The sequence below is a fragment of the Streptomyces echinatus genome, from assembly GCF_014203595.1.
GTDB lineage: Bacteria > Actinomycetota > Actinomycetes > Streptomycetales > Streptomycetaceae > Streptomyces > Streptomyces echinatus.
This window is the reverse complement of sequence record NZ_JACHJK010000002.1, coordinates 1-26,459: the sequence shown is the minus strand read 5'-3', so window position 1 is coordinate 26,459 and position 26,459 is coordinate 1. Positions and strand designations below refer to the sequence as shown.

General features: G+C 73.3%; 24 protein-coding genes. 11 read left to right on the top strand and 13 right to left on the bottom strand.

The features are described from left to right. Both FHS34_RS04655 and FHS34_RS04650 read left to right on the top strand, forming a co-directional pair. Entirely contained in the window at positions 1-630 is a 630-nt protein-coding gene (locus FHS34_RS04655) for a TetR/AcrR family transcriptional regulator (protein WP_184961406.1), read from the top strand. Between the two features lie 49 nt (positions 631-679). Further along, positions 680-2,353 (top strand): FAD-binding dehydrogenase, encoded by a 1,674-nt coding sequence (locus tag FHS34_RS04650; protein ID WP_184961404.1) that lies wholly within the window; start codon positions 680-682, stop codon positions 2,351-2,353. Between the two features lie 15 nt (positions 2,354-2,368). Here the strand turns inward: FHS34_RS04650 and FHS34_RS04645 are convergent, their stop codons facing one another. Continuing rightward, the gene (locus FHS34_RS04645) at positions 2,369-2,716 is read right to left on the bottom strand and encodes a DUF488 domain-containing protein (protein ID WP_184961402.1); all 348 of its coding nucleotides are present in this window, start codon (positions 2,714-2,716) and stop codon (positions 2,369-2,371) included. A gap of 166 nt (positions 2,717-2,882) precedes the next feature. Here FHS34_RS04645 and FHS34_RS04640 point away from each other — a divergent pair, with 166 nt between their 5' ends. From FHS34_RS04640 to FHS34_RS04625, 4 genes are all read left to right on the top strand, one after another. Next, on the top strand, positions 2,883-4,292 hold the full coding sequence (locus FHS34_RS04640; protein WP_184961400.1) for a M1 family metallopeptidase: 1,410 nt from the start codon (positions 2,883-2,885) through the stop codon (positions 4,290-4,292). Positions 4,293-4,385: 93 nt separating this feature from the next. Beyond that, positions 4,386-5,120, top strand: a complete 735-nt coding sequence (locus tag FHS34_RS04635) for a L,D-transpeptidase family protein (protein ID WP_184961398.1) — start codon at positions 4,386-4,388, stop codon at positions 5,118-5,120. Between the two features lie 21 nt (positions 5,121-5,141). After that, positions 5,142-5,849 (top strand): response regulator transcription factor, encoded by a 708-nt coding sequence (locus FHS34_RS04630; protein ID WP_184961396.1) that lies wholly within the window; start codon positions 5,142-5,144, stop codon positions 5,847-5,849. Positions 5,850-5,962: 113 nt separating this feature from the next. Beyond that, on the top strand, positions 5,963-7,801 hold the full coding sequence (locus FHS34_RS04625) for a HAMP domain-containing sensor histidine kinase (protein WP_184961394.1): 1,839 nt from the start codon (positions 5,963-5,965) through the stop codon (positions 7,799-7,801). 36 nt (positions 7,802-7,837) lie between these two features. Here FHS34_RS04625 and FHS34_RS04620 read toward each other — a convergent pair whose 3' ends face one another. Together FHS34_RS04620 and FHS34_RS04615 are read right to left on the bottom strand one after the other, a co-directional pair. Further along, complete coding sequence (locus FHS34_RS04620; protein ID WP_184961392.1) at positions 7,838-8,089, bottom strand: WhiB family transcriptional regulator; 252 nt, start codon at positions 8,087-8,089, stop codon at positions 7,838-7,840. 414 nt (positions 8,090-8,503) lie between these two features. After that, the gene (locus FHS34_RS04615; protein ID WP_184961390.1) at positions 8,504-9,391 is read right to left on the bottom strand and encodes a LysR family transcriptional regulator ArgP; all 888 of its coding nucleotides are present in this window, start codon (positions 9,389-9,391) and stop codon (positions 8,504-8,506) included. Positions 9,392-9,457: 66 nt separating this feature from the next. Here FHS34_RS04615 and FHS34_RS04610 point away from each other — a divergent pair, with 66 nt between their 5' ends. Together FHS34_RS04610 and FHS34_RS04605 are read left to right on the top strand one after the other, a co-directional pair. Beyond that, on the top strand, positions 9,458-10,075 hold the full coding sequence (locus FHS34_RS04610) for a LysE/ArgO family amino acid transporter (protein ID WP_184961387.1): 618 nt from the start codon (positions 9,458-9,460) through the stop codon (positions 10,073-10,075). Between the two features lie 82 nt (positions 10,076-10,157). Continuing rightward, complete coding sequence (locus FHS34_RS04605) at positions 10,158-11,456, top strand: MFS transporter (protein ID WP_184961385.1); 1,299 nt, start codon at positions 10,158-10,160, stop codon at positions 11,454-11,456. 4 nt (positions 11,457-11,460) lie between these two features. On the opposite strand, the gene FHS34_RS04600 is transcribed toward FHS34_RS04605, so the two are convergent. Both FHS34_RS04600 and FHS34_RS04595 read right to left on the bottom strand, forming a co-directional pair. Continuing rightward, a complete protein-coding gene (locus FHS34_RS04600) occupies positions 11,461-11,919 on the bottom strand; it encodes a cyclic nucleotide-binding domain-containing protein (RefSeq protein ID WP_184961383.1) in 459 nt (152 codons plus the stop codon). 268 nt (positions 11,920-12,187) lie between these two features. After that, positions 12,188-12,430 carry a hypothetical protein gene (locus tag FHS34_RS04595; RefSeq protein WP_184962960.1) on the bottom strand — a complete coding sequence of 81 codons (243 nt, stop codon included), beginning with the start codon at positions 12,428-12,430 and terminating at the stop codon, positions 12,188-12,190. Positions 12,431-12,554: 124 nt separating this feature from the next. Between FHS34_RS04595 and FHS34_RS04590 the strand changes: the two genes are divergently transcribed. Both FHS34_RS04590 and FHS34_RS04585 read left to right on the top strand, forming a co-directional pair. Further along, positions 12,555-12,989, top strand: a complete 435-nt coding sequence (locus FHS34_RS04590; RefSeq protein ID WP_184961381.1) for an ATP-binding protein — start codon at positions 12,555-12,557, stop codon at positions 12,987-12,989. A 237-nt stretch (positions 12,990-13,226) separates the two neighbouring features. After that, entirely contained in the window at positions 13,227-14,078 is an 852-nt protein-coding gene (locus FHS34_RS04585) for a SigB/SigF/SigG family RNA polymerase sigma factor (protein WP_184961378.1), read from the top strand. A 4-nt stretch (positions 14,079-14,082) separates the two neighbouring features. On the opposite strand, the gene FHS34_RS04580 is transcribed toward FHS34_RS04585, so the two are convergent. From FHS34_RS04580 to FHS34_RS04565, 4 genes are all read right to left on the bottom strand, one after another. Continuing rightward, complete coding sequence (locus FHS34_RS04580; protein ID WP_184962819.1) at positions 14,083-16,305, bottom strand: FUSC family protein; 2,223 nt, start codon at positions 16,303-16,305, stop codon at positions 14,083-14,085. Between the two features lie 382 nt (positions 16,306-16,687). Further along, positions 16,688-18,064, bottom strand: coding sequence for an NAD(P)/FAD-dependent oxidoreductase (locus FHS34_RS04575; RefSeq protein WP_184961376.1), 1,377 nt, complete (start codon positions 18,062-18,064; stop codon positions 16,688-16,690). Between the two features lie 194 nt (positions 18,065-18,258). Next, positions 18,259-18,693, bottom strand: a complete 435-nt coding sequence (locus tag FHS34_RS04570) for an ATP-binding protein (protein ID WP_184961374.1) — start codon at positions 18,691-18,693, stop codon at positions 18,259-18,261. A gap of 148 nt (positions 18,694-18,841) precedes the next feature. Then, positions 18,842-20,740, bottom strand: coding sequence for an AMP-dependent synthetase/ligase (locus FHS34_RS04565; RefSeq protein ID WP_184961372.1), 1,899 nt, complete (start codon positions 20,738-20,740; stop codon positions 18,842-18,844). A 149-nt stretch (positions 20,741-20,889) separates the two neighbouring features. Between FHS34_RS04565 and FHS34_RS04560 the strand changes: the two genes are divergently transcribed. Continuing rightward, positions 20,890-21,123: a DUF6480 family protein gene (locus FHS34_RS04560; RefSeq protein ID WP_184961370.1), complete on the top strand. Its 234-nt coding sequence runs from the start codon at positions 20,890-20,892 to the stop codon at positions 21,121-21,123. A 19-nt stretch (positions 21,124-21,142) separates the two neighbouring features. On the opposite strand, the gene FHS34_RS04555 is transcribed toward FHS34_RS04560, so the two are convergent. The 4 genes from FHS34_RS04555 to FHS34_RS04540 all read right to left on the bottom strand — a co-directional run. Further along, complete coding sequence (locus FHS34_RS04555) at positions 21,143-22,231, bottom strand: glutamate--cysteine ligase 2 (RefSeq protein WP_184962817.1); 1,089 nt, start codon at positions 22,229-22,231, stop codon at positions 21,143-21,145. A gap of 92 nt (positions 22,232-22,323) precedes the next feature. After that, positions 22,324-24,525, bottom strand: a complete 2,202-nt coding sequence (gene glgB, locus FHS34_RS04550; RefSeq protein WP_184961368.1) for a 1,4-alpha-glucan branching enzyme — start codon at positions 24,523-24,525, stop codon at positions 22,324-22,326. 3 nt (positions 24,526-24,528) lie between these two features. Continuing rightward, a complete protein-coding gene (locus FHS34_RS04545) occupies positions 24,529-25,893 on the bottom strand; it encodes a maltokinase N-terminal cap-like domain-containing protein (RefSeq protein ID WP_184961366.1) in 1,365 nt (454 codons plus the stop codon). A 33-nt stretch (positions 25,894-25,926) separates the two neighbouring features. After that, positions 25,927-26,459 (bottom strand): alpha-glucosidase C-terminal domain-containing protein (locus FHS34_RS04540; protein ID WP_245002113.1); only part of this gene is annotated, 533 nt, incomplete at its 5' end.

Here is a 26,459-nt window from a genome sequence, read left to right as displayed (position 1 = left end):
GTGGAACCGACCGAAGAGACACCCAGACGCGTCACCCGGCGCCGGGTCCGCACCCGGGCCCGGCTGCTCGACGCCGCGTTCGCCGTGTTCGCGGCCAAGGGCTTCGGACGGGTCTCCATCGAGGAGGTCTGCGAGGCGGCCGGCTTCAGCCGGGGCGCCTTCTACTCCAACTTCGCCACCCTGGACGAGCTGTTCTTCGCCCTGTACCGGGACCGCGCCGACCTCATCGCGGCCCAGGTGGCCGACGCGCTCGCCCAGGACGGCCCCGACCTGGACGTGCCCGCCGCCGTGGACCGGGTCACCGAGGCGCTGCTGCTCGACGTGGACTGGCTGCTGGTGAAGACCGACTTCCTGGTGCACGCCGCCCGTGACCCGGCCGTCGCCCGGACCCTCCTCGACCACCGCGCCCGGCTCCGGGAGGCCGTCGCCGACCGGCTCCTGAGGGCCCGCGGCCACACCGCGCTGCCCGCCGTCCTGGGCGACGCGGAGGGCGCCGCGCACGCCGTGGTCGCCGCGTACGACGGCGTCACCACCCAACTGCTGCTGGACCGGGACGTCGAGGCCGCCAGGACCTGGCTCAAACAGCTGCTCACCGCGCTGCTGACGGACGGCAGCCGCACCCCCTCATAGCCCTGGAACGGGCCAGTCACGAGCACCCCTAGGGAAGGACACGGACGCCATGGACGCGGACGTCATCGTCGTCGGAGCGGGCCTCGCCGGCCTGGTCGCAGCGCATGAACTCACCAGCCGGGGCCGCCGGGTGGCCCTGGTCGACCAGGAGAACGCCGCCAACCTCGGCGGCCAGGCGTTCTGGTCCTTCGGCGGGCTCTTCCTCGTCGACTCGCCCGAGCAGCGCCGCCTCGGCATCAAGGACTCCTTCGGCCTCGCCTGGAACGACTGGCAGGGCAGCGCCCAGTTCGACCGGCTCGCCGACGAGGACTCCTGGGCGGTGCGCTGGGCCCGCGCCTACGTCGAGTTCGCGGCCGGTGAGAAGCGGTCCTGGCTCCAGGGACACGGCATCGAGCTGCTCCCCACCGTCGGCTGGGCCGAGCGCGGCGACCTGCGGGCGGACGGACACGGCAACTCCGTGCCCCGCTTCCACATCGCCTGGGGCACCGGCACCGGAGTCGTCGAGCCGTTCGTCCGGTACGCCCGGCAGGCCGCCCGGGACGGGCTGCTCACCTTCCACCATCGCCACCAGGTGGACGAGCTGGTCATCGAGGACGGCACGGCACGCGGCGTCCGCGGCACCGTCCTCGCCCCCGACGACTCCCCGCGCGGTGTCGCCTCCAGCCGCGACCGCGCCGGCGACTTCGAGCTGACCGCCCAGGCCGTCGTCGTCACCACCGGAGGCATCGGCGCCAACCACGACATCGTCCGCCGCTACTGGCCCGAGCGGCTCGGCACGCCCCCCGCCGAGATGGTCACCGGCGTCCCGGCCTACGTCGACGGCCGCATGCTCGACATCAGCGCGGAGGCCGGAGTCCGGCTCGTGAACCGCGACCGCATGTGGCACTACACCGAGGGCCTGCAGAACTGGGACCCCATCTGGGCCGGCCACGGCATCCGCATCCTGCCCGGGCCGTCCTCCGTCTGGCTGGACGCCCTCGGCCGCCGGCTGCCCGACCCCTGCCTGCCCGGCTACGACACCCTGGGCACGCTCGAACACCTGCGCACCACCGAGGACATCGCCGGACACGACCACTCCTGGTTCGTCCTCACCCGGAAGATCATCGAGAAGGAGTTCGCGCTCTCCGGCTCCGAGCAGAACCCCGACATCACCGCCAAGGACCGCAAGGCCGTACTGCGTGACCGGCTGCTCGGCAAGGGCGCCCCGGCCCCCGTGCAGGCCTTCCTCGACAAGGGCGCGGACTTCGTCACCGCGGGCAGCCTGGAGCAGCTGGTCGAGAAGATGAACGGCCTGACCGGCAAGCCGCTGCTGGACGCGTCCGAGGTGCGCCGCCAGATCGAGGCCCGCGACCTGCAGATCGCCAACCCCTACAGCAAGGACTCCCAGGTCCAGGGCATCCGCAACGCCCGCCGCTACATCGGCGACCGGCTCGGCCGGGTCGCCGCCCCGCACCGCGTCCTCGACCCGGCCGCGGGCCCCCTCATCGCGGTCCGGCTGCGGGTGCTGACCCGCAAGACCCTCGGCGGCATCCAGACCGACCTGGACTCCCGCGCCCTCGGCGCCGACGGCACCCCGGTCGAGGGGCTGTACGCGGCGGGTGAGGTGGCCGGGTTCGGCGGCGGCGGTGTGCACGGCTACAACGCGCTGGAGGGCACCTTCCTCGGCGGCTGCCTGTTCTCGGGGCGGGCCGCGGGGCGTGCGGCCGCGAAGCAGACCGCCTGAACCCGGTTCCCCGGCTCAGTCCTCCAGCAGCCCGGCGAGCACCGTCGCGTGGCTCTGCTCCGGCTTCTTCGACGCCGTCAGCAGTGTCACGCGCCCCTCGCGGGCCGACTTCCGCAGGCCGTCGAGGAGTTCGGCGGCCTGCGGCGCGTCCAGTTCCGCCTCGTACCGGCTGCGGAACTCCTCGTACGAGCCGCCGCCGTGGTACCAGGTGCGCAGCTCGCTCGACGGCGTCAGCCCCTTGGGCCACTCGTCGATCCGCGCCGCGTCCTTGGCGAGGCCGCGCGGCCACAGCCGGTCGACCAGCACGCGCAGGCCGTCGTCGGACTCGGGCGGGTCGTAGATCCGGCGCACGCGCACACTCACGGCAGGGACCTTCCGGGTCGGGGACGGTGGTGCGAGCGTACTGCGCTCCGCCGCGCCCACCGGGCGGCGACGCGGCATGACTTGACCGGAACAAGGGGGAACCCCGGGCACCGCCGCCCCTAGTCTGACGGCCAGTCGATCACCGGTCATTCCCCGAGGAGCGCATGTGACGCCACCCCGCAGACAGCCCGCGCGCCGCCGTACCACCGCCCTCGCCACCGTCCCCGTCGCCGTGGCGGCCCTCCTGGGCGCCGCCGGACCCGCGGCGCCGGGCGGCACCGGCGGGTCCGGAGCGGGCGACCCGTACTTCCCGCTCAGCGGCAACGGCGGATACCACGTCCGCCACTACGGTCTGACGCTCCGCTACGACACCGCCTCCCGCCGCCTGGACGCCACGGCGGAACTCTCCGCCCGCGCCACCGAACGGCTCACCCGTTTCGACCTCGACCTGAAGGGCCTGACGGTCACCGCCGTCACCGTCGACCACCGGGCGGCGGCCTTCCGGCGCGACGGCCAGGAACTGGTCGTCACCCCGCGCCGGGCCCTGCGCGCAGGACAGCCGTTCCGCGTCAGGGTCGCCTACCACGGCACCCCGAAGCCGGTCACCGACCCCGACGGCTCGGCGGACGGCTGGATCCCCACCGACGACGGCGCGTTCGTCGCGGGCGAGCCGCAGGGCGCCATGACCTGGTTCCCCGTCAACGGCCACCCCAAGGACAAGGCGTCGTACGACTTCACGATCACCGTGCCGCGAGGTCGCACCGCCGTCGCCAACGGCATCCTGCTCGGACAGCGCACCGCCCACGGCCGGACCACCTTCCGCTGGCGCGAGACCCAGCCCATGGCCGCCTACCTGGCCACCGCCACCATCGGCCGATTCCGGGTCGAGCGGTACACCACCCGCGACGGCATCCAGGTGTACAACGCCGTGGACGCCCGCGAGGCGCGCGCCGCCGCACCCGTACTGAAGCGGCTGCCCGCCGTCCTGGAGTGGGAAAGCCGGCTGTTCGGGCCGTACCCGTTCCGGGCCGCCGGCTCGATCGTCGACCACGCCCCCGACGTCGGCTATGCCCTGGAGACCCAGACCCGGCCGCTCTACGACTCCGCACCCACGCTCGACACCCTCGTCCACGAGAGCGCCCACCAGTGGTTCGGCGACTCCGTCTCCCTCACCGCCTGGAAGGACATATGGCTCAACGAGGGCTTCGCGACCTACGCCGAGTGGCTCTACGCCGAGCAGCACGGCGGTGACAGCGCCCAGCGGACCTTCGACGCCCTCTACGCCCGGCCCGCCGGCGACGGTCTGTGGGCCTACCCGCCCGGCGACCCGGGCAGCGGCGCCCGGCTCTTCGGCACGCCCGTCTACGCGCGCGGCGCGATGGCCCTGCACGAGCTGCGCCGGGCCGTCGGCGACCGGGACTTCCTCCTGATCCTGCGCTCCTGGGCGGCCGGCCACCGCGGCGGGCACGGTACGACGGCACAGTTCGTCAGGCTTGCCGAGGCGAAGTCGGGGAAACCGCTCAAGGGGCTGTTCCAGACCTGGCTGTACACGCCGGGCAAGCCGAACAGCGCCTGAGGCGGCACCACTTCCGGACGACCCGCGCGCCGACCGCATCCGGGCGGCCCGGGCCCTGACCACTTCCCAACAACTGTCGGCCAAGGTCGACCCATGATCCAACGCAGAACCGCCGTCGCACTCCTCGCCTCCCCGCTGCTGCTCACCGGCTGCGGCGGCGGAGCCGAGGCGACCGAGCGCCGGACGTCACCGCGCCGTCCGGCGCCGGCGCCCACCCCCGAGACGTCCACGGAGCCGGCACCGCGGGGCATACCCGGCCTCGGCCCCGAGCGGCTGGCGGACATACCCGAGCGCTGCGGGCAGGCCGTCGTCGTCACCGGACGCGGCCCGGACTCCCCGCTCTGCACGGCCGTCCTGCACCAGCGCACCGCCGACGGCTGGCAGCCGGGACCCGCCTGGCCCGCCCACAACGCGCTGCGCGGCTGGAGCGCCCACCACATGATCGGCGACCTGCGCTCCCCGCTCGGCGTCTACACCCTCTCCGACGCCGGCGGCCTGCTCCCGGACCCCGGCAGCAGGCTCCCGTACCACCACTCCGGCGGTTTCCACTCGCCCGGCACCGGCTTCGAGGGCGAACCGCTGGAGGGCTCCTTCGACTACGTCGTCGCCATCGACTACAACCGCGAGCCCGGCACCTCGCCCCTGGACTGGACCCGGCCCCTCGGCCCGAAGCGCGGCGGCGGCGTATGGCTGCACGTCGACCACGGCGGGCCCACCCACGGCTGCGTCAGCGTCGCCAAGACCCATATGAAGGACCTCCTGCGCACCCTGGACCCGGCCCGGCACCCGGTCGTGGTCATGGGCCACGCGGACTGGCTCGCCCGCTGACAGGTCATAGAATCCGAACTCATGTGCGCACACGTGCTGGTCGCCGAGGACGACGAGAAGCAGGCCGAGCTGATCCGCCGGTCGCTGCTGGCCGAGGGGCACAGCGCGACGGTGGTGCACGACGGCGCGGCGGCGCTCGACGCGGCCCGCCGGCTGAGCCCCGACCTCGTCGTCCTCGACCTCATGCTTCCGGTCGTCGACGGCTTCGGCGTGTGCCGGGCCCTGCGCGGTGACGCGGAACAGCCCGGCATACCGGTGGTGATGCTCACCGCCCGCTCCGCCGAGGACGACGTGCTGCTCGGCCTGGAACTCGGGGCCGACGACTACATGACCAAGCCGTACAGCCCGCGCGAGCTGATGGCCCGCATCCGTACGGTCCTCAGGCGCGGCGGACGGGGCGCCGGCGCCCGGGACGACGACCCCGTCGTACGCGCCGGCGGGATCAGCGTCGACCCGGTGCGGCACGAGGTGCGCTGCGACGGCGCACCCGTGGACTGCACGCCCGCCGAGTTCCAGATCCTGCTGGCCATGGCGGGCGAGCCGGACCGTGTCTTCACCCGGCGGCAACTGCTGCACCGCACCCGCGGTTTCGACCGGGCCTCCACCGAACGGGCCGTCGACGTGCACATCATGAACCTGCGCCGCAAGGTCGAGGCCGATCCGCGCCGCCCGGTGCGGCTGCTGACGGTGTTCGGCGTCGGCTACAAGCTGAGCGGCACCCGGCCGTGAGACGCCGGGAGCCCGGGGCCGGCGGGCGGGCGGCCGAGCGGAGCGGGAACCCGCGGCCGGACCGGCCGGACGCCGAGGTGCGCGGCCGGCCGCGAGCCGGCCGGCCGGCGCCCGTGAAGCGGCGGATCCCGCTGCGCAAACGGCTGCTCGTCCGGCTGCTGTCCGTCTCCGCGCTGATCGCCGTCTGCTCGGTCGCGGCCACCGCCTGGCTCGCGGTGACCACCACCACCAGCGCCCTCAAGGAGGAGCAGGGCCAGGACCTGGCCGCCGACAACCGCATCCTCGCCGAGCTGAGCGGCTACGCCGCCACCCACTCCGACTGGTCGGGCGTCCGGCACACCGTCCGGGAGCTGGCCGCCCGCACCGGACGCCGGATCGCCCTCACCACCGCCGACCGCGCCTTCGTCACCGACTCCGCGTCCCGCGGCACCCCGCTGCCGCCCCGGCCCGCCGCCACCGTCGACCCGCTGCGCACCGACACCTACACCGAGAGCGGCGCCCAGCTCAGCGGCATCGACCCGCGCGTGGAGGGCCCCTACCGGCTGACGGCGAAGGAACGCGCCGGGCTGGACGCGCTGGCCGTCAAGCGCCGGCGGTGCTACGAACGTCACGGCCTGCGGCCCACTGTCGTACGGATCACGAACGGGCGGCCGGTGGTCACCACGCCGGACGACGCCGACCCGGCCGACTACGGCGCGACGGTGTGCGAGGACGGCGAGCTCAACGCCCCCACGCCGACGGAACGGAGGGCCCTGGACGCGCTGTCGGAACTCGCCCGGCCCTGCCTGGAACAGGCCGGAGTGCATCTGGGCGGGCGGCTGTTCCTCACCTTCGACCCCACCGGCAAGGACCCGTTCGGCGGCGGCTACCTGCTCGGCAAGTACGCCGCCAAGGTCGCCACCCGCGAGGTGGAGCGGACGGCCCAGGACTGCGTCCAGACCGCCCGCCGCACTCAGCTGGAGCCCTACGTCGCCCCGGCGGCCGAGCTGTTCCTCGGTATCGGCGACCAGAACCCGGCCCGGTTCGACATGTCGACGGCCAACAAGGGCAAGGTCGTCGGCGTGGCCGGGCTGGTTCTCGCCGTGACCGTCGCCGTGACCGCCGTCGTCGCCGTCCGGCTGGTGCGGCCCCTGCGCGCGCTCACCGTGGCCGCGCAGCAGCCGCCGGAGCTGCATGTGCGGGTGCCGGTGACCACCCGGGACGAGACCGGCATCCTCGCCGAGGCGTTCAACGGCCTGGCCGAACGGCGCGAGCGTCTGGAGGCGCAGCGCAAGGCCATGGTCAGCGACATCGCGCACGAGCTGCGCAGCCCGCTCACCAACATCCGGGGATGGCTGGAGGTCGTCCGGGACGGCGTCGTCGACCCCGACCCGGCGCTGCTGGACTCGCTGCACGAGGAGGCGCTCGTGCTCCAGCGGATCATCGACGACCTCCAGGACCTGGCCGCGGCAGACGCCGGGACGCTGCGCCTGCACCGTGAGCCGCTGCGGGCCGGTGACCTGCTCGACCAGGTCGCCGCGGCCCACCATGTCGCCGCCGACGCTGCCGGGGTCGCCCTGCGCACCGAGACCGGCGAAGCCGTTTGGCTGGACGCCGACCCGGTGCGGATGCGGCAGGCCCTCGGAAACCTGGTCTCCAACGCGCTGCGGCACACCCCCGCCGACGGCACCGTCACCCTGGCCGCCCGCCGGGACGGGGACGACGTCGTCCTCACCGTCGCCGACACCGGCTCGGGCCTCGCCGCCGAGGACCTGCCGCACGTGTTCGAGCGGTTCTGGCGTGCGGAGAAGTCCCGCAGCCGCCGTACCGGCGGCAGCGGCCTGGGGCTGCCGATCGTCCGCCATCTGGTCGCCGCGCACGGCGGCACGGCCGCGGCCGCGAGCGAGCCGGGGGCGGGCGCGGTGTTCACGCTGCGGCTGCCGGCCATGGCGCCGTCCGCCGACGAGGCCTGAGGGCTGCCCGTACCGGAGCCGGCCGGCCGAGCCCGGTCAGCCGGAGCGCGGGCGCGAGCGTGCCCGGCGCCGCAGCGCGCGCCGCTCCAACTCCGTCGTACCGCCCCAGACGCCGATGCTCTGTCCCGTGTCCAGCGCCCAGTCGAGGCACTGTTCGCGGACCGGGCATCGCCCGCACACCGCCTTGGCCTGCTGGGCCTGCACCTGGGCGGGCCCGGTGGTGCCGATCGGGAAGAACAGATCGGGGTCCTCGTGTCGGCAAGCGGCGTGAGTGCGCCAGTTGTCCATCGAAGTCTCCTGATTCGGATCGAAGTCGTCCGTGCCCTGTGGCATGCGTTCCGCATGCGTTCTCCGGGGTCGGGTGACCGGTCGGCGCGACGTGAAACGGGACAAGACGTGAAACGGGACAACCGGAGGGGATCGGGCGACCATCGGGCGCCGGTCGCCGCGGGGCGCCGACGCCCGCGCGGGGCCGGGGGCGGTCAACAGGCCGGGAAGCGGGGCGCGCAGAGCACGGCGCCGCCCGACCGGGCACCGGTGACGGGGAGTTGGGACCGGCGGGCCACCTGCCCCCGGGCTGCCGCGCCACCGCGCGACCACGGTACTCCGCCCCGGACCGCCAAGCGCCCGCCTTGTGCTGACTCGCCCGAATTCGTCGCGCCGTGGGACCTTCCCGTCACGGCGCCGCGGGCCCCGGGCGGCTCAGCGGCGCAGTGTCTCCGCCGCCGTCGCGGTCACCGCGTCGGCGAGGGCCGCCAGCGCGGGGGAGTCCAGCCTCCACTGCTGCCAGTGGAGCGTGACGTCCATGTACTCGCCGGGGGTGAGCAGGGCCAGCCGTCCCCGGTCCAGCAGGGGGCCGGCCTGCACCTCCGGGACCAGGCCCCAGCCGAGTCCCGCGGCGACCGCGTCCAGGAACCCCTCCGAGGTGGGCACATGGTGCCGGAACGGGCCGGCCGGCCGCCCGCCGAGCCGGCGCGCGAAACCGTCCTGGAAGTCGTCCTTGCGGTCGAAGGCCACTACCGGCGCCCGGGACAGCGCCTCCGGCATGGGCCGCCCGTCGAGATGGGCCGTGATGAACCCGGGGGCGGCCACCGGCAGGTAGCGCATCCGGCCGAGCGGACGGACCGTGCAGCCCGGCACCGGGTCGGGGGAGGAGGTCACCGCCGCCATCACCAGGCCCTCCCGCAGCAGCGCCGCCGTGTGGTCCTCGTCCTCCCGGTGCAGTTCGAAGCAGAGGCCCGCGACCCGGGTGAGGGCCGGCAGGAACCACGTCGCCAGCGAGTCCGCGTTCACCGCGACCGACACCCGGGTCGGCTCCCCGGTGCCGCTCAGCCCCAGTTCTCCCCAGGCGTCCCGTTCCAGCCGGGCGAGCTGGCGCGCGTACCGGACCAGCACCGCGCCGGACTCGGTGGGCCGCACCGGCTTCGTGCGCTGGAGCAGTACCCGGCCGGTGCGCTGTTCGAGGGCCTTCACCCGCTGGCTGACCGCCGACGGCGTCACGTGCAGGGCGACGGCGGCCGCGTCGAAGGTGCCCTCGTCCACCACGGCCAGCAGCGTCCGCACCTGCTCCAGGGGCAGCTCTGTCATCATGAACGCTAAGGGTACGTAAAAATCTTTAGCTGTACTTGTCCGCGGCGTCTTTCTACCGTCGGGGGCATGACCCACGCCCTGACCGCCGCGGCCGCCGGATTCGGCACCGGCCTCTCCCTGATCGTCGCCATCGGCGCCCAGAACGCCTTCGTCCTGCGCCAGGGGGTGCGCCGGGACGCGGTCCTCGCCGTGGTCGGCATCTGCGCCCTGTCCGACGCGCTGCTCATCGGGCTCGGCGTCGGCGGGGTCGGCGCGGTCGTGGTGGCCTGGCCGGGCGCGCTCCGGGCGATCGGGATCGTCGGCGGTGTCTTCCTGCTCTGCTACGGCGCCCTGGCCGCCCGCCGGGTCCTCAGGCCCGTCGGCACCGGGCTGCGCGCGGAGGGCGAGGCGGCCGGCTCGCGCCGCCGGGCGGTGCTCACCTGTCTGGCGATGACCTGGCTGAACCCGCACGTGTACCTGGACACCGTGTTCCTGCTCGGCTCCATCGCCGCCGACCGGGGCCCGCTGCGCTGGACCTTCGGGCTCGGCGCCGCGCTCGCCAGCCTGTGCTGGTTCGCCGCGCTCGGCTTCGGCGCCCGCCTCCTCGGCCGGTTCCTGGCCCGCCCGGGTGCCTGGCGCGTCCTGGACGGCCTGGTCGCGGTCACCATGCTGGCCCTGGGCGCGACCCTGGTGGCCGGATCCTGAGGAATCCGTTCGTCGCACACGGGTGTTGCTGTGATAGTTAGGTTCGCGAAGCGAAAAGATGTAACGAGCAACCAGGACATCCGTGGACACCAGCGAGAGCACCACCGAGACCGATACCGACGCGCCGGCGGACGAGGCCCCGCCCCGGCGCGGCTGGCGCCGCTGGGCGATGGACACCCGCCCGCTGCGCATACCCGCCTACCGGCGCCTGTGGTCGTCGACCATCGTCACCGCCGTCGGCAGCCAGCTCACCGCCGTCGCCGTACCCAAGCAGATCTACGACATCACCCACTCCTCGGCCTGGGTCGGCTACGCGAGCCTGGCCGGGCTGGTGCCGATGGTCGCCTTCGCGCTGTGGGGCGGGGCGGTCGCCGACACCGTGGACCGCCGCAAACTGCTGCTGGTGACCAACACCGGTATCGCGGTGACCTCGCTGCTGTTCTGGGCGCAGGCCGTCACCGGCCTGGACTCGGTCGGCGTCCTCATGGTCCTGCTGGCGCTGCAACAGGCGTTCTTCGGGCTCAACGCGCCCGCCCGCACCGCCTCCATCGCCCGCCTGGTGCCGGCGGAGCAGCTGCCCGCGGCCAACGCGCTCGGTTCGACGGTGATGCAGACCGGCCTGGTGGCCGGCCCGCTGCTCGCCGGCGTGCTCATCCCGGTGATCGGGCTGCCCGAGCTGTATCTGGTCGACGCGCTGGCGCTCTGCGTGACCGTGTGGGCCGTCCACCGGCTGCCCGCGCTGCCGCCGCTCGACGGCTCGGCCGCCCGCCGGGCCGGGGTGCGCGAGATAGCGGCCGGCTTCCGGTACATCTCCCGGCACAAGGTGCTGCTGCTGTCCTTCCTCGCCGACATCGTGGCCATGGTGTTCGGCATGCCCCGTGCCCTGTTCCCGCAGCTGGCGGCGCAGACGTACGGCTCCTGGGGCGAGGGCGTCGCCCTCGGTGTGCTGTTCGCCGGCATCCCGGTCGGCGCGGTGCTCGGCGGCCTGTTCTCCGGCGTGTTCTCGCGGGCCCGGCGGCACGGCCCGATGGTCATCGGGGCGGTCGTCGCCTGGGGCGTGGCCATCGCCGGGTTCGGACTGAGCGGGAACCTCTGGGTCGCCGTGCTCTTCCTCGCCGCGGCCGGGGTCGCCGACATGGTCTCGATGGTGTTCCGCGGCGCCATCCTGCTGTCGGCCGCCACGGACGAGATGCGCGGCCGGATGCAGGGGGTGTTCACGGTGGTCGTCGCGGGCGGCCCGCGCCTGGCCGACGTGCTGCACGGCACGGCCGGCGCGGCGTTCGGCCCACGCGCCGCCGTCGCGGGCGGCGGAGCCCTGGTCGTCGTGGTGATGCTGGCCCTGGCCTGCGCCGTCCCCGCACTGCGCCGCTACCGCGTCTGACGGCCTACAGCGGTCCCCGCGCCCGGCGCATCGTGTACTGGTCCATCAGCTTCCCGCGGGTCGTCTCCAGCCGGTTGGCGAGGATCTCGGCCACCGTCCGGACCACCGAGAGCCCGAGCAGCGGATCCTCCACGCACAGCGCGAGCACCGACGGCCCGTCGAACTCGTAGGCCCTTACGTTGCTGAAGGCCACCGCGCCGAAGTCCCACCGGTACGGCGGGAACAGCCACGACCAGCCGAGCAGGTCTCCCGCGCCGAGCGAGGCCACGGTCACCCGCTGCCGGGAGGTGACCTGCTGGTCCAGATGGACGGCACCGGAGCGGATCACCCAGAACCGGTCGGCCGTGCCGCCCGCCTCGAAGATGCGGGTGTCCTCCGCGAAGGACACCTCCTTGGCCACCTCCATGAGGCGCTCGCGCTGCGCCTGGGGGAGGGCGGTGAGCAGTTTGATCGCTTTGGTCATGGCGCGGGGCTCCTCACCGGCGGCGGTTGCGGTGCTGTGCTTAAGCCCATTTCAGCCGCTGCCGCCGCCCCGAGCACCTCGAAGGAGGCGGCCCGGCGGCCCCCTGTCGCCCTCCGGGCGGCAAAAAGCCCTGGCTGGACGGGGGAAGCCAGCCAGGGCCGTATGCGGTGACGCGTGGGAGGGGGGAAGGACGGTTCCGCGCCACTCCCGCATCACGTATGGATGAACAATAAACCATCTTGTGCACTGACCGGTAACTCAGTACGGGTCAGGTGACCTGCTTCACTCCGTCCGCTCGCTCCGGCGCCCCGCCCGGGCGGACGATCTCCTCCAGCACCCGCAGCACCGCCTCGAAGGCCACCGCCCGGTCCGCCGCCTCCCGCGCACCCTCCGGGTCCGTCGCCGCCAGGCTCCGGGCCCGCTCCCGGCAGGCCCGCTCCTGTGCGGCCGCGTGCTCCCGGCCCCGCCGGATCCGCCGCAACAACTCGTCCGCGTCCACCACATCCGTCATACGGGGGCGGGTACCCGCCCCGATCCAGGTGATGGCAGCGGCACCGAGAGTGTTTGAGGGCGGCTTCGGAGGTCAGCCGAAAGGAGAGAGCAACACAACCCGGGCACCGTCCAGGGAGGAAAGGATGCTCGACAACCACCGGACCCGCTCCTCCGCGACCCTGCCGGACACGCACCGCCGGGTGCCGGGCCGGCCGGCCGAGGCCCGCAGAACGGTGGAGCGGGTGGTGCACGAACGGTGCCGGGCCCGCGCCCTCGCGTGTCCGCCCGAGGCGGTGGCGGACGCCCTGCTGGTCACCTCGGAACTCACCACCAACGCCCTGCTGCACGGCGGCGGCATCACCGGCTTCGACGTCGAGGTCGACGCCGGTGGCGTCCGGGTCTCGGTCAGCGACCGCAGCGACGAACTGCCGGTGGCCCTCCAGGCCGCCGACGAGCGCGGCCGCACCCGGCCGGGCGGCCGCGGCTGGCCCATCGTATGCCGGCTGGCCCGCGACGTCCGGGTGGCCGAGCTGCCCCGCGGCGGCAAGTGCATCACCGCCGTCGTACCGCTGAACTGAAGCGGTACCCGAAGTTCCGCCGCTCGGCGTTTGCGCGCATGACCGGGGGGCAGACGGAACCTCGTGCTTCGGACCGGAGGCGCGCGCTCAGCGGGGAGACACGACCGCTGTCTGGGCCCGCTCCTCGGCGGACCCGGCGGCTCAGCCCCGTGGCGACCCCTGACACCACCGTTCGGGCCAGGACCCGGAACCCGCGTTCCGTCCATGCCCTGAAACCACGTTCAGGAGCGATTCCGCATGCTGACCGACATGTCGACAAGCCGTCCCGGCGCGACCGCCCCCGCCGGCGCCCCGGCGTCCGGTCGACGGAACCACGACGACGCCCCCCACACCGCCGAGCAGTTCGCCCGGCTGGCGGAACTGGACGACGGTCCGGAGCGGGACGCCCTACGCGACGAACTCGTCACCGCCTGGCTGCCCATGGCCCACCGGATCGCCGGCCGGTTCCGCGACCGCGGCGAGTCCGTCGAGGATCTGCGGCAGGTGGCCGCGCTCGGCCTGGTGAAGGCCATCGACCGCTTCGACCCGTCCCGCGGGGCCTTCGAGAGCTACGCGGTGCCGACCATCACCGGAGAGGTCAAGCGGCACTTCCGCGACCGGATGTGGGCCCTGAGGGTGCCGCGCCGGGTGCAGGAACTGCGCAACCGGGTACGGGTGGCCCGGCGCGAACTCACCCAGCACCCCGGCAGCCCCGAGCCCACCGTCGCGGCCATCGCCTCCCACACCGGCCTCACCGAGGAAGAGGTGACCGCCGGACTGGAGGCGCTGGAGAGCTTCAGCACCCTCTCACTGGACGCCGAGCTGTCCACCGGCGACGACGGCTACAGCCTCGCCGACACCCTCGGCGAGACCGACACCTCCTACGACGTGGTGGTCGACCGCGAGGCCGCCAAGGAGGGGTTGCGCCGGCTGCCCGAGCGCGAGCGGGCCATCCTCTACATGCGCTTCTTCGAGGACATGACCCAGAGCCGCATCGCCGACCGGCTCGGCATCTCCCAGATGCACGTCTCCCGGCTGATCAGCCGCAGTTGCGCCCGCGTCCGCGACGAGGTGCTGGGCAGCCGCCACCCCGGTGCCGACCGGCGGTGAGCGCTCACCTCCGCGGCTGCGCGGGCCCGCCGGCCACACCCAGCGGGCGGGCCAGCCCCGAGACCGCCTCGTCCAGCCGCTGCAGATGCCGCAGCACCCGGTCGGTCACCCGGCCGTAGCGCGGGGTGCGCAGACTGCCCGGCTCCAGCATCGACGCGATGCTGGGGCCGGTCTCGATCTCCTCGGCGGACCGCGGGTCCGCCACATGCGCGGCGATCGCCTCGATGTTGTGCACGATCCGCCCGCACGCCCCGCGCAGCCGCGGATCCGCCGCGATCGACGGATGCGTCGGCAGCAGCTCGGCCGTGGCCGCGAGGGAACGGCCGTGGTAGGCGCAGGTCTCCAGCAGCGCCACCACGTACCGGGCCGTGTCCCGGCGTGAGCGCAGCGGTGTGATCGGATGGGTCAGCGGCTGGGTGGCCGCCCGCAGGTCCGCCAGCGCCTGGTCCAGCTCGCGCGCCTGCTCCACCAGGTCACCGCCGGTCCCGCCGCTCAGCTGGTCGACGGCGCCCCGGGTGACCTCGGCGAGCCGGTTCAGCGCCGCCACCAGGAGGTCGTTGGTACGGCGGTCGGTGTGGACCGGCAGCACCAGCGCGGCCGCGATCACCCCGCAGGCCGCGCCGAGCGCCGTCTCCTCGATCCGCAGCACCAGCACCGAGGTGCTGTACGTGTTCAGCAGGGTGTAGAGCAGCCCCAGCATCGCCGTGACGAAGAACGACATCAGGGTGTACGACAGGGGCGCGGTGTAGAACATCACGAAGATGAACACCAGCACCAGCGCGAACGCCGTCCAGGTGTGGTGCCCGACCAGCCCGGCGAGCCCGATGCCGGCCACCACCCCGAGCACCGTGCCCAGCAGCCGCCGGTAGCCCTTCACCAGGATCTCCCCGGTGGAGGCGGTGTTGATGAACACGATCCAGCAGGTCAGCACCGCCCAGTACCAGCGCTGGCTGGACAGCAGCTCACCGCCGGCGATGGCCAGCGAGGAGCCGACGGCCACCTGGACCGCGGCCCGGGTCGTGGGCCGCTTCAGACCGGCCGGCTCCGCCTCCTGCGGTTCGCTCTCCTCGCTGATCTCGATCGCGGCGTCCTCCGCGTCCAGCTCCTCCCGCGAGCGGGCGGTCGCCGGGGAGTCGTCCGACTCGTCCTGCGGCCCCTCCAGCGCGACCCGCAGACCCATCGCGGCCCGCGCGGCCTCGCCGAGGCCCCGGAAGACGTCCTGCACGGCCGGGGCGGCCTCGGGCAGGTTCTCCTCCTCGCGATAGCCGAGCAGCCGGTTGCGCACCTGGGCGAGCGCGGTCCCCGACGCCTCGCCGGCCGGCCGCAGCATCAGCACCCGCAGCGCCTTCAGGTCCCGGCGCAGCGCGGCCGTGGCCTCGTCCCGCACCGGCAGCTCGCCGCCGGAGGGCAGCGGGGCACCCGGCAGATGCAGGGTGAGGGTGTCGGTCCGCTCGGCACTGCGCGCGGTGAGCAGCAGCAGACCGAGCCGCTCGGCGGCGATCTCGGCGTCCGCGATGCGGCGCTGGAGCAGCCGGGCCACGGCCGGGTCCGATGTGCCGTCCTCCAGCCGGCCCTGGATCATCAGCGCCGTCTCGTGCAGCCGCGCGGTACCGGTGCGCAGCTCCTCCAGCACCTTCTCCACGTCGTCGGGCCCGGCGTCCAGCAACTCGACCTGCGTGGCGAGCAGCTGGGCGAGCCGGGCGCGGAAGGCCCGCCGCAGCCGGTCCAGCGTGCCCGCCGGCGTCTGCGGCAGCAGCACGAACCGGGCGACGGCGCTGCACACGAACGCCACGCCGATGACGCCGTACAGCGCGGGCAGCCCGGCGGGCGTCGCCCCCACGAACAGGGAGAGGAAGTACACCTGGAAGCCGATCAGCCCCAGCGCCGTGCCCCGGTCGCCGAACCGGCGGCCGTAGACCGCGCAGAAGATGAGGACGACGAAGAACACGTCGCCCACGACGGCCCATCGGTTGAGCAACGCGCCCAGGGTCACCGAGGCCAGCGCCATCGGCAGGCCCAGCGCGAGCGTGACGGCCTGCGGGCCCCACTGCTTCTCCCGGATGGCGAACGTGGCGACCATCGCCGCGATGGCCCCGGCGACCAGCTGGGACACCGGGACGCGCAGCACGGCGAGGACCGCGAGGGTCAGGGCGATGGCGGTGACCGTGCGCAGCCCCGCGGTGAGCCGGAGCAGCCCCGGATCCGACGCCGCGAGCCGGTCCCACATCCGTACCCGTCCCGACCGTGCCGCTGCGCTCACGCCGCCGTGCTCTCTCCCGTTCCAGAAAACGATCTCCGCCCCAGCATCGCACGCGGGCCCCGGTGAGGGACTTTCGTCTGCACCGGCCGGGGCACGGAGCGGGGTCCCGTGATGGGGATACCTCGCGCGCCGTTGCAGGCACTGGGGAAGCGGCGCCAGGGCCGCCCGGCCTGATCGAGCCAGGGGCCCTGCCCGCCCTCGGCCGGGACCGCGGGCCGCCGGGGCGCCCGCATGGCCGTGGCCGAGTCCGTGCTCCGGCCTCAGCCGGGCGACCGGCCGTGTGGATCACCCGACACGACCGCCGGTCCGGTGCGCGATGACCGGCGGTCCCGGGGTGATCCCGATCGCCTCAGGGCCGATCGGGTGCGGTGTCGCCCACGCGCGCCCGTACCTGTTCCGGCGTCAGGTACGAGTCGGTGAACTCGAAGTCCTTCAGCCGGGCGGGCTTGCGCGCCTGGAAGCCGGTGCGGACGAAATCGTCGCCCGCGACCGCGTTCAGCAGCCAGTTGGTCAGCACCCGGGTCTTGGCGACGTTGGTGCGCAGCGCCGACCAGTGGTAGCCGCGGGCCACCGCCTGCGCCGCCAGCCCGCGCAGCTCGACGCCGAGCGGCTTGGACACCGCGTCCTTGCCGCCCAGGTCCACCACCAGCCCCAGATCCTTGTGCTCGTACGGCTGCAGCGGCAGCCCCCGCAGTGCGGCGATGACGTTGTCGGCGACCTTCCTGCCCTGCCGCATGGCGTGCTGCGCGGTGGGCGGGCAGACGGCGCCCTCCTGCCCCTTCGCCAGGTCCGGCACGGCCGCCGAGTCGCCGAGCGCGAACACCCCGTCGTGCCCCGGCAGGCACATCTCGGCGGTGACCGCCAGCCGGCCCTTGACCGTCTCCGCGCCTAGCGTGGCGATCAGCGGGCTGGCGACCACACCGGCCGTCCAGATCAGGGTGTGTGTCGGCACCACCCGGCCGTCGGTGAAGGTGACCTCCTCCGGGCCGGCCTTGTCGATCGAGACGCCGAGCGAGACGTCGATGCCGCGCCGCTTCAGGATCTCCTGGGCGCTGCGGCCGAGCTTGGCGCCCAGTTCCGGCATGAGCCGCGGCGCGATGTCGATCAGATGCCACCGGATCAGCCCCGGGTCCAGCCGCGGATAGCGCCGCACGGCGGCGTGCGTCAGCCGCTGCAGGCAGGCCGCGGTCTCGGTGCCCGCATATCCGCCGCCCACCACCACGAACTGCAGTCGCGCGGCCCGCTCGGCCGGGTCCTCGCTGGCGTCCGCCAGGTCGAGCTGCGCGATGACGTGGTCGCGGATGTAGGCGGCCTCGGCGAGCGTCTTCATCCCGAAGGCGTGATCGGTCAGGCCGGGGATGTCGAAGGTGCGGGTCACGCTGCCCGGTGCCAGCACGATGTAGTCGTAGGACTCGTTGACGATCTTGTCGGTGATGGTGCGGATGACGCACACCTTGGACTTCAGGTCCACACCGATCGCACCGCCCGGGATGATCCGCGTGCGGTACTTCTTGCTCCGGCGCAAGGACAGGGCGATCGACTGCGGCGTGAGCACGCCGGAGGCGACCTGCGGCAGCAGCGGCAGATACAGCTGGTAGGCGAACGGCGTCACCAGGGTGACGTCGGCCTCGTCAGGGGCGAGTTTCCGCTCCAGGCGGCGGACGCAATCGACTCCGGCGAAACCGGCGCCGACCACCAGGATCCTGGGTCGTGTCACGGTGTCCATCCCTTTCTGCGGCTCCAGGCGGTCCGACTCGACGCCGCTCGCCCGCCCCGGACCGCTGAGCACCCCACCGATCCCACCGTGCCTCCAGCCGTTCCGCCAGCTGTGCGCGGCAGGCAGACGAACGCGTGGGGATCAACATGCCCCCACCCGGGGTGGAGTAACCGGTTGACGCACACCTACACGTCGAACACCCGTCACCAGGGCAGGAACGCGTGGATGTCCTTGCCGGCGTCGTGCACGACGACACTGACCTGGGTGCACAGCGTGTGCACCAGGTGCCAGCCGATGCCGCCGCCCCCGGTGTGCGGATGGAAGGGCCGCGGCTCCGGTGCCGTCCGGTTCGTGTCGCGCATCGTCACATGCACCCCGTCGAACGTGCGGCGCAGCCGCAGATCGAACGGGCCGGGCGCGTACTGGATCGCGTTGGCGGCGAGCTCCGTGACGACCAGCAGGATGTCGTCCCAGTACTCGTGGGCGCCCGGCGGCGCGTGCCGGGCGAGCGCGCACAGGAACTCCTCCGCCGCGAGCCGCGCCCCCGTGACATTGCGCAGCTCACCGGGGAAGGAGAACGAACGCTCGTAGCTCTCCTCCGAGGAAGGTGTGTCGTCCCAGCGCGGCTCCGTCACCATCTCGCATTCCCCGGCCCCGGCCGGGCAGGGCCACCGGCCCATCCGACCAGAACGGTCGTCGTTGCTGATCTCTCGCTCCGCTGCGGGTTCCCCCCGCCGCGCGGACTATCCGTCTCCGCTCGGCCCGTCCGCCCCCGGCTGCCCCTCCTCAACGGAAGACGTCGTCCGTCTCGTCCCAGTCGGCCGGGTCCCGCACGACCGGCCGTGACCGGGAACGCGCCTGGTACATCGCCTCGATCTCGGCCGCGTGGTGCCGCACGACGGCGTCCCGGCGCAGCTTCATGGACGGTGTGAGCAGCCCGTTGTCCAGTGCGAACGGTTCTTGGAGGACACGGTAGACCCTGATGGACTCCGCGCGGGACACCGCGCTGTTGGCCGAGGCCACGGCCCGAGCGATCTCCTCGCGCAGCGCGTTCTCCTCCCGGGCCTCCCGGCCCGGGTGATCGCCCGGCAGCGCCAGGGAACCCCGCCAGTGCGCGAGGAAGTCCGGGTCCAGCGTGATCAGCGCGCCGACGCAGGGCCGGTCGTCGCCAATCACCACCGCCTGGTGGACCAGAGGGTGCATGCGCAGCCGCTGCTCCAGCAGGGCCGGCGCCACGCTCTTGCCGCCGCTGGTGACGATGATGTCCTTCTTGCGCCCGGTGATCGTCAGATAGCCCTCGGAGTCCAGCAGCCCGATGTCACCGGTGGCCAGCCAGCCGCCGCGCAGCGCGGCCCGGGTCGCCGCCTCGTCGCTGATGTAGCCCTGGAACACGGACGGCCCGCGCACCAGGATCTCCCCGTCGTCGGCCACCTGGACCTCGGTGCCCGGCAGCGGCATCCCCACCGTCCCGGACTTCTCCCGGCCGAGCGGCTGCATGGTGATCCCGCCGGAGACCTCGGTGAGCCCGTACCCGTCGTGCAGGAAGATCCCGATGCCCTCGTAGAACAGGCACAGTTCGCGGCCCAGCGCGGAGCCGCCGGAGGTGCCCCGCACCGCCCGGCCGCCGAGCGCGGCCCGCAGTCTGCGGTACACCGTCCGCTCGAAGAGGGCGTGCTGCAGCCTGAGTTCGAGCCCGGGGCCCGGTCCGGTGCCCAGCCGCCGGCGCTCCTCGGCCGCGGCGAACTCCCGCGCGGTCTGCGCGGCACGCTCGAACAGGGCGCCCCGGCCCGCCTCCTGGGCGGTGCGCAGGAACGTCTTGTACAGCCGCTCGAACACCGACGGCACGCCGTACAGGTACGTCGGCCGGAACGTGCTCAGGGCCGACGCCAGCGCCGTCTCGGTCAGCTCCGGCTCATGCGCCATCAGCACTCCGCCGCGCACGCACATCAGCATGATCATCATGCCGTAGACGTGGGAGAACGGCAGGAAGGCCAGCACGGACGGCTGTTCCCCCGAGGGTGCCGCGGTGTGCGCCCAGCCGGCCAGCAGGGTGTCGCACGGGTAGGCCAGGCCCCGGTGGCTGAGCGCACAGCCCATCGGATGCCCCGACGTGCCGGAGGTGTACACGACGGCCGCCGTGGAGTCCGGCAGCACGATCCGGCGCAGCGACTCCACCGTGGTGTACGGGACCACCGCGCCCCGTTCGACGAGGTCGGACACGGCACCCGCGTCCAGCTGCCAGACGTGCCGCAGCCGCGGCAGCCGGGTGCACACGGTACCGACGGTCATGACGCCCTGCTCGTCCTCCACGACCACGGCCACACAGCCCGCGTCCCGCAGGATCCACTCGACCTGGTCCCGCGAGGAGGCCGGGTGGACGGGCACCACCTCGGCGCCCACGGCCCACAGCGCGTGCGCCAGCACCGTCCACTCGTAACGGGTCCGCGCCATCAGGGCCACCCGGTGGCCGGGCGAGATTCCGGCGGCGATCAGGCCCTTGGCCACATCGACCACCTCGTCCCGCAGCTCGACCGCCGTCACCTCCTCCCATCCGGTCGCGGCGGGACCGGTGCGGCGCGCCAGCACCGGCAGCGTCGGATTCCGGTCCGCCGTCACGAAGACGCTGTCGGCGAGGCCGCCGGTGAGCGGCGGGGTGAAAGCGGGAGCGAGGGCGACGTCGCGCATGCGCTGCTCCTGGTGTACGGAGGGTCACTCCGCCGATCGGCTCGGTGTCGGCGGTGCTCGAATGTAGCCCAGGTAAGCGCGTTCGGTGACGGGAACGGGGAAGTCGTGATCGGCTGATGATGTGGGCGTGTTCTGGGGACTCGGGAGACATGAGTCATGTGAACCCCGATCCGGAACCCGAGCGGACCACCGGTCTCGAGCCAGGCGGGGGCGTGCCACCGGGTGAGACCCCGCCCGCCGAGAGCAGCCTGCCCGAAGCCGGGCCCCGTCAACCGGACGCCCGGCACAGGGGCTGGGCCAGGACACCGTTGACGCTGATCCTGCTGCTGGTCGTGCTGATAGCGGCGTTCTTCCTGGTCTACGCCCTCGTCCTGATCCTCTGAACCACGCCCGGCGGGACGCTCACCCCTGCGTACGCCGCACGCACTCGGTGACGACGTCCCGCAGGCTGCCGGTGCGCTCCAGCAGCGCGCGCTGCTCCCGCGCGCCGTTGCCCCGGCGCAGCAGCTCCTCGACGGCCCGCGCGGCGCGGTCCGCGTCGCCGCTCCCGGTCAGCGCGTCTCCGGCGTACTCCAGCAGCGAGTCCAGCACCCGGGCGGCGGGCCGCGGCCGCAGGGTGACCGGGTCCAGCAGATCCTCCTCCAGCCCGAACCGGGCGGCCTGCCAGTCGGCCAGCCTCAGCAGGCTCACCCGGGGATCGGGCGCCGGCCGTCCCGCCCGCCACTCGCCCGCGGCCGTCTCCACGAGGGCACGGACGAGCGTCGCGATCAGTACGGCGGTCTCCGCGCACAGACAGACGTCCGCCACCCGGATCTCCACGGTGGGGTAGCGGGCGGACAGCCGCGAGTCGAAGTACGCCATCCCCTCGTCCAGGATGACCCCGGTGGCCACCATGTCGGCCACCTGCCGGTGGTACCGCTCGGCGGACCCGAACAGCTCGGTCGGCCCGGCCGACGGCCAGCGGTTCCACACCCGGCTGCGATAGCTGGCGTAACCGGTGTTCCGGCCCTGCCAGAACGGGGAGTTGGCACTGATCGCCCGCAGCACTTGCAGCCACGGGCGGATCCGGTCGAGGACCGCGATGCCCTCCTCGTCGGACTCGACCGACACATGCACATGGCAGCCGCACACGAGCTGGTCCCAGGTGGGTATCCCGTACCGCTCGGCCAGCCACTGATAGCGCTCGTTCACGCTCAGGGAGGGGCTGACCGGCAGGGGCGAGGTGGCCAGTGCCGCGACACCGCAGCCGATCTGCCCGGCGTGCCGGGCCGCCTCCTTGCGGCAGCGGACGATCTCCTCGCCGAGGGCCCCCATGTCCGACTGCGGATGCGTGGCGAACTCCAGCATCTGCCCGAACAGCTCCTTCTCGAACACGTCCTGCCCGGGATCGTCCTGGGCCGCGCGGGCGAGGACGGCCGCCGCCAGGGCCTTCGGCTCGCCGCTGTCCGGATCGACCAGAAGGAGTTCCTCCTCCACTCCGACGGTGCGCACCACGTGCCGCCCTTCTGTCCGTGCCACAAGGGGCAGTCAGGGATCTGTACGACCCCGACTGCCCCTCGGACGGCCGCCGACACCTGCGGCCCTCAGCGCTCGGGTGCCAGCCAGACGGTGGCGAGCGGTGGCAGCGTCACTTCGAGGAAACCGTCCTGCGGCTTGACCGGAGCCCCGGTGCCGACCCCGCTCCCGCCGTACCGGACGTCGTCGGTGTTCAGTTCCTCCCGCCAGGCGGGGACGTCGCCGGGCACCCACAGGCGGTAGCCGTGCCGGACGACGGGGGAGAAGTTCGACACCGCGAGCAGCGGCCCGCCGTCGGCGGCGAACCGCAGGAACGCCAGTACGTTGTCGTCCGCCGCGTCGCACAGCACCCACCGGAAGCCCGCCGGGTCGGTGTCCCGCTGCCACAGCGCCGGCGTCCCGCGGTACACCGTGTTCAGGTCCCGGACCAGGTCCTGGACCCCCCGGTGGTCGCCCGCGGAGTGGTAGTCGTCGCCGAGCAGCCACCACTCGGGGCCGTGCGCCTCGGACCACTCGGCCCCCTGGGCGAACTCCTGCCCCATGAACAACAGCTGCTTGCCCGGATGCGCCCACATGAAGCCCAGGTAGGCACGGTGGTTGGCGCGCCGCTGCCACCAGTCGCCGGGCATCTTCGACACCAGCGCCTGCTTGCCGTGGACCACCTCGTCGTGGGAGATGGGCAGGACGTAGTTCTCGCTGTAGGCGTACACCATCGAGAAGGTCATCTCGTCGTGGTGGTACTTGCGGTGCACCGGCTCCTTCTGGATGTACTCCAGCGAGTCGTGCATCCAGCCCATGTTCCACTTCAGCCCGAACCCGAGGCCGCCGCCGTCCGTCGGCCGGGTCACGCCGTCCCAGGCCGTGGACTCCTCGGCGATGGTCACCACGCCCGGGCAGCGCCGGTACACGGTCGCGTTCATCTCCTGCAGGAAGGCGGCCGCGTCGAGGTCCTCCCGGCCGCCGAACACGTTGGGCTCCCACTGGCCGGAGTCACGGGAGTAGTCCAGGTAGAGCATGGAGGCGACGGCGTCGACCCGTAGCCCGTCGATGTGGAACTCCTCGCACCAGTACACCGCGTTGGCGACGAGGAAGTTGCGCACCTCGGTACGGCCGTAGTCGAACTCGTACGTCCCCCAGTCCGGGTGCTCCGCCCGCAGGGCGTTCCCCGGCTCGTACAGGGCGTCCCCGTCGAACCGGCCCAGCGCCCAGTCGTCCTTCGGGAAGTGCGCCGGCACCCAGTCCATGATCACGCCGAGGCCGGCCCGGTGACAGGCGTCCACGAAGTACCGGAAGTCGTCCGGCGTGCCGAGCCGCGGGGTCGGCGCGTAGTAGGAGGTGACCTGATAGCCCCAGGAGCCGCTGAAGGGATGTCCGGCCACCGGCATCAGCTCCACGTGCGTGAAGCCCATGCCCCTCACGTACGCGGGGAGTTCCTCGGCGAGCTGACGGTAAGACAGGCCGGGCCGCCAGGACGGCAGATGCACCTCGTACACCGAGAACGGCGCCTGGTGCACGGGCGTGTCACCGCGGTGCGTCATCCACTCGGTGTCACCCCACTCGTAGCGCGAGGCCGTCACGACCGACGCGGTGTCCGGCGGCACCTCCGTGCACCGGGCCATCGGGTCGGCCTTCAGGAAACGGTGACCGTACCGGGAGGTGATCTCGAACTTGTACCGGGTGCCCTCGCCGATCCCGGGCAGGAACAGCTCCCACACCCCGGACGCGCCGAGCGAGCGCATCGGGTACTGGGTGCCGTCCCAGTACGTGAAGTCCCCCGCCACCCGCACCCCTTGGGCGTTCGGAGCCCACACGGTGAACCGGGTGCCGGCCACCCCTTCGTGGACCATCGGCTCGGCACCGAGCGCCCGCCACAGCTGCTCGTGCCGGCCCTCCCGGATCAGATGCAGATCCAGCTCGCCGAGGGCGGGCAGGAAGCGGTAGGGATCCTCCACCTCCAGCTCGGCGTCGTCATACGTCACTGCCAGGGTGTACGCCGGGATCGCCGGGCAGGGCAGGACGGTGGCGAAGAGACCGTCGCCCTCCGACCACATCTCCGTGCGCGCGCCGTCGATCACGACGCTCACCGCCCGGGCGTTCGGGCGCAGCGTCCGGAACAGCGTGCCGCCCGGCACCGGGTGGGCGCCCAGCAGGGCGTGCGGGTCGTGGTGCGCGCCGGCCAGCAGCCGGCCGCGGTCCGCCGCGTCCAGCGGGACGGTCGCGGGCGGCACGGGCCCGGCGGCCTCGGGACGTGTGGTGTCACGCAGTGCCATGGTTCAGCCTCCCCACACGGCGAGCCGCTTGATCGCCGCCATCGGGACCGGCAGCCAGTCCGGTCGGTGTCTCGCCTCGTACAGCACCTCGTAGACCGCCCTGTCCGTCTCGTGCGCGCGCAGCAGCGCGTGCTTCTTGCGTGGATCCCAGCCCGCGCGGGCCGCGTAGCCCGCGCAGAACGCCTCCCGGCAGCGGCGCGCCCACTCGGGTCGCCAGGGGCGGCGCTGCCGGGCCGCGTAGTCGAAGGAGCGCAGCATCCCGGCGACGTCACGCAGGGGGGACTGCGGGGCCCGGCGCTCGGTGAGCGGACGCGACGGTTCACCCTCGAAGTCGATGACGAACCAGTCGCGGCCGGCCCGCAGCACCTGCCCGAGGTGCAGGTCGCCGTGGATGCGCTGGGCCGGCGGCCCGGTGTCGCAGGTGGCGAGCGCCCCGAACGCGGCCTTCAGGCCGGGCACGAAGGGCAGCAGCCCGGGGACCACGTGCGCGGCGGCGTCCAGCCGCGCGCACATCGCCTCGGCCGTACGGCCGTTCTCGCCCGGTCCGGCCGGCGGGAAGGCGTCGGCCAGCGCCAGGTGCACCTCGGCCATGGCCCGGCCCAGCGCGCGGGCCTCGGTGGTGAAGTCGTCGCCCGCCGCGAGCGCGCTGAGCGCCAGCGACCAGCCGTCGGTGGCGTCCGGCAGGAACGGCTGGAGCACCCCGAGGGTGGCCCGGCTCGGTGCGGTCGTGGTGAACCAGGCCACCGGCGCGGGCACCCGGGCGCAGCCCTGCGCGGCCAGTGCCGCCGGCACCTCCAGGTCCGGGTTGACGCCCGGCTGGATCCGCCGGAACACCTTCAGGATGTAGGCGTCGCCGTACACGATGGAGGAGTTGGACTGCTCGGCGTCCAGCAGCCGTGGCGGCAGACCGCCGGGCACCTGGGCGCCCGGTGCCGCCTCGAACCGCAGCGGGCCCGCCGTGCCGGGCTGCCGCAGCCGCTCCAGCAGCAGGTCGGCGGAGCGCGGGTCGTGCAGCGCGTCGTACACCGCGAGCCCGGCCAGCGGGCCCTGCTGGGCGCGCCCGATGAACGCCCGTTCCAGGCGCGGCGCGAGGTGCCGGCGCAGGCCCAGCAGCAGCTGGTAGCAGTCCCCGGGCGGGGGAGTGCCGCCCGGTGTGGGCACCGGCACGTGCGAGGCGTGCACCAGCAGGTGCAGACACCCCGGGAACAGCTCGGTCGTGGACAGCACCGACAGATCGGTGACGGGCCGGTCCTTGCCCGCGAACCACCGTTGCCGCGGCAGCCACTCGCGCAGGAGGTCGCCCAGCGAGGCCAGGGGCCCGTCGATGCCGGTGGCTGTGCGCGGTCGGGGTGTGATGGTCTTCGGCATGGGTGACGCGTCCTTTCCTCGGCGCCGGACGGGTCAGCGGCGGCGGCCGATGCGGGATGCGACTCGGGTGAGCCGGAACCAGTAGAAGCCGTGGCCCTGCAGGGTCAGCAGGTACGGCAGTTCACCGATGGCGGGGAAACGCACTCCGCCGATCAGCTCGACGGGGTGCCGTCCGTCGTAGGCCCGCAGGTCGAGTTCGGTGGGCTGGGCGAAGCGGGAGAAGTTGTTCACGCACAGCACCAGGTCGTCGCCGTACTCGCGCAGGAACGCCAGGACCGCCGGGTTGGAGGACTGCAGTTCCGTGAACGAGCCGAGACCGAAGGCGGGGTTCTGCTTGCGGATCTCGATCATGCGGCGGGTCCAGTGCAGCAGGCTGGACGGGGAGGACATGGAGGCTTCCACGTTGGTGACCTGGTAGCCGTAGACCGGGTCCATGATGGTCGGCAGGTAGAGCCTGCCGGGATCGCACGTCGAGAAGCCGGCGTTGCGGTCGGGGGTCCACTGCATGGGGGTGCGTACGGCGTCGCGGTCGCCGAGCCAGATGTTGTCGCCCATGCCGATCTCGT

Excerpts from the sequence above, each read along its gene's own strand:
- FHS34_RS04620 (WP_184961392.1), bottom strand. The coding sequence starts at position 8,089 with ATGGACAACTGGCGCACTCACGCCGCTTGCCGACACGAGGACCCCGAT.
- FHS34_RS04610 (WP_184961387.1), top strand. The coding sequence starts at position 9,458 with ATGACCCACGCCCTGACCGCCGCGGCCGCCGGATTCGGCACCGGCCTC.
- FHS34_RS04635 (WP_184961398.1), top strand. The coding sequence starts at position 4,386 with ATGATCCAACGCAGAACCGCCGTCGCACTCCTCGCCTCCCCGCTGCTG.
- glgB (WP_184961368.1), bottom strand. The coding sequence starts at position 24,525 with ATGGCACTGCGTGACACCACACGTCCCGAGGCCGCCGGGCCCGTGCCG.
- FHS34_RS04600 (WP_184961383.1), bottom strand. The coding sequence starts at position 11,919 with ATGACCAAAGCGATCAAACTGCTCACCGCCCTCCCCCAGGCGCAGCGC.
- FHS34_RS04615 (WP_184961390.1), bottom strand. The coding sequence starts at position 9,391 with ATGATGACAGAGCTGCCCCTGGAGCAGGTGCGGACGCTGCTGGCCGTG.
- FHS34_RS04545 (WP_184961366.1), bottom strand. The coding sequence starts at position 25,893 with ATGCCGAAGACCATCACACCCCGACCGCGCACAGCCACCGGCATCGAC.
- FHS34_RS04650 (WP_184961404.1), top strand. The coding sequence starts at position 680 with ATGGACGCGGACGTCATCGTCGTCGGAGCGGGCCTCGCCGGCCTGGTC.
- FHS34_RS04575 (WP_184961376.1), bottom strand. The coding sequence starts at position 18,064 with ATGGACACCGTGACACGACCCAGGATCCTGGTGGTCGGCGCCGGTTTC.
- FHS34_RS04630 (WP_184961396.1), top strand. The coding sequence starts at position 5,142 with ATGTGCGCACACGTGCTGGTCGCCGAGGACGACGAGAAGCAGGCCGAG.
- FHS34_RS04595 (WP_184962960.1), bottom strand. The coding sequence starts at position 12,430 with ATGACGGATGTGGTGGACGCGGACGAGTTGTTGCGGCGGATCCGGCGG.
- FHS34_RS04560 (WP_184961370.1), top strand. The coding sequence starts at position 20,890 with ATGAGTCATGTGAACCCCGATCCGGAACCCGAGCGGACCACCGGTCTC.
- FHS34_RS04590 (WP_184961381.1), top strand. The coding sequence starts at position 12,555 with ATGCTCGACAACCACCGGACCCGCTCCTCCGCGACCCTGCCGGACACG.
- FHS34_RS04570 (WP_184961374.1), bottom strand. The coding sequence starts at position 18,693 with ATGGTGACGGAGCCGCGCTGGGACGACACACCTTCCTCGGAGGAGAGC.
- FHS34_RS04565 (WP_184961372.1), bottom strand. The coding sequence starts at position 20,740 with ATGCGCGACGTCGCCCTCGCTCCCGCTTTCACCCCGCCGCTCACCGGC.
- FHS34_RS04585 (WP_184961378.1), top strand. The coding sequence starts at position 13,227 with ATGCTGACCGACATGTCGACAAGCCGTCCCGGCGCGACCGCCCCCGCC.
- FHS34_RS04580 (WP_184962819.1), bottom strand. The coding sequence starts at position 16,305 with ATGTGGGACCGGCTCGCGGCGTCGGATCCGGGGCTGCTCCGGCTCACC.